Source organism: Vibrio sp. 10N.222.51.C5 (genome assembly GCF_041474575.1).
GTDB lineage: Bacteria > Pseudomonadota > Gammaproteobacteria > Enterobacterales > Vibrionaceae > Vibrio > Vibrio crassostreae_C.
Window position 1 is genome coordinate 1 of the sequence record NZ_JBFRUJ010000083.1, and the last position, 1,727, is coordinate 1,727.

Genomic DNA, 1,727 nt, shown 5'->3' on the forward strand with positions numbered 1-1,727 from the left:
CCCGGGGCACCATCTATTTGATTATTACCTCGCTTGGTATTGATCAAAAGAGTTGTTCTCTTAAAACACTATTGAAGGCGCCTTGGCAGAGTGGCTATGCAGCGGATTGCAAATCCGTGGACCTCGGTTCGACTCCGGGAGGCGCCTCCATAATTCAGAAAAAACCAGTCCTAGTGACTGGTTTTTTCGTTTCTGGCCCCGCTAAAAGCTTCCTACGTACCCATTTCAATGCTTATCAAAGAAATCTTTGTTACGGATATACTTGCTCATCAAGTGGTAAGAGAAAGGTCTTATCAGCCAACTAAAGATAGAGCGACCAAGGCGGATTAATGTAGGAGTGTTCTCATAGATTCGTCCGTTATAAAGCCAAAGCACTTTACCTACATGCCAATAGAGCAAAGGAACCGGTGGCATGAAGGTCACGATGTCGATGTCACAACAGATGCGGTAAGTCTTCTTACTCAAGCGATAGTGCTTTCGAAAACTCCAATCACCAATTGCAGGTTGCCCAAAGGTCACGATTCGCTTAATGCAGCCTGGATACTTTTGCTCAAAGTAGTCAGCAAACACACAACCAATAGCACCACCGGAAGAGTGGCCAGTAATGGAGATTCTTTTGCCTTGCTCTAAGAGAGGGATGAGCGTCGCTTCCAATCGTTCAATAACGGTTAAGCCAAGCTTATCTTCATTACGAGTTGGTTGGCTTTCCTGAAACATCAGATGATAGAAGCCAGCATGCACTCGGTAATTGAGTCCAATCCTTTTGCAGCTTCTCGTCCATAGGGCGAAGTTAAGCAGCCAGTCTGACACGCTGTGTGACCCTTTAATAACGACAACCACTTCGTCTTTGTCGCTGCTCCATAACACTCGAATCATGGTTTTAGCAAACTGGTTCTTTATGATGCGTTGTCCATTTGGGTCAAAACCATAGCGAGTTTGCTTAAATACTCTAGGGTAGGCGAGGTTACAAAGAACGGCATAGCGCTCATATTGATATCGTTTTAGTGGTTTCACATGTTTACTTCTTAATAAGAGTTACTTAAAACTCTAGTCGTTGAATGTGAAAAGCACATGAAAACACCATTTACTTGATTCGTTACAGAAAAACCAAAATTTGCCGCTGTCGCTAAAGTTAACCCTAGATAATAAATTGCAGTGTTAGATTAGAGAACAGCGTATAAGAACCGTACAAGCTGCACTAAATTTATTCTTTGGAGAGTGATAATTAATCATTTGAATTAAAAGATAAAATTTATTGTTGACGAATTTTTTCCATCCGTTAAAGTACACCTCGTTCTCACGGCTTAGGTCGCTGAGAGATGGTGTTTTACTTTTCAGTAATCGGCATCGCAATAAAGAATTGCGTGCCCTGGTGGTGGAATTGGTAGACACAAGGGATTTAAAATCCCTCGACGTTCGCGTTGTGCCGGTTCAAGTCCGGCCCGGGGCACCATCTATTAAAGTCTTTATCTCGATAAAGCAAATGCGATACTAGCTCAGTTGGTAGAGCGCAACCTTGCCAAGGTTGAGGTCATCGGTTCGAACCCGATGTATCGCTCCAAATTAAAAAGCCCGAACAGAAATGTTCGGGCTTTTTGGTTTCTGACGTATAGCTTTTACGTTTAAGAACTCTTCTTGTTCGAATCCGCGCTAAAAATTCTTTTCTATTGCTGTCTCAAAACTTCGCAATCAAGTTCGTTTTTAAAAGTGAGATTCCCTATGAACTC

General features: G+C 42.6%; 1 protein-coding gene and 3 tRNA genes. 3 read left to right on the forward strand and 1 reads right to left on the reverse strand.

Features of this window, described 5'->3' with window-relative positions:
- Nucleotides 1-76 precede the first annotated feature (76 nt).
- Nucleotides 77-150, forward strand: a tRNA-Cys gene (locus AB4558_RS21380).
- A gap of 75 nt (nt 151-225) precedes the next feature.
- Here AB4558_RS21380 and AB4558_RS21385 read toward each other — a convergent pair.
- Nucleotides 226-1,014 (reverse strand): lipase family protein, encoded by a 789-nt coding sequence (locus AB4558_RS21385; protein ID WP_146491411.1) that lies wholly within the window; start codon nt 1,012-1,014, stop codon nt 226-228.
- 352 nt (nt 1,015-1,366) lie between these two features.
- Between AB4558_RS21385 and AB4558_RS21390 the strand changes: the two genes are divergently transcribed.
- Both AB4558_RS21390 and AB4558_RS21395 read left to right on the forward strand, forming a co-directional pair.
- Nucleotides 1,367-1,453 (forward strand) — tRNA-Leu (locus AB4558_RS21390).
- Nucleotides 1,454-1,485: 32 nt separating this feature from the next.
- Nucleotides 1,486-1,561 (forward strand) — tRNA-Gly (locus AB4558_RS21395).
- Nucleotides 1,562-1,727: the final 166 nt, after the last annotated feature.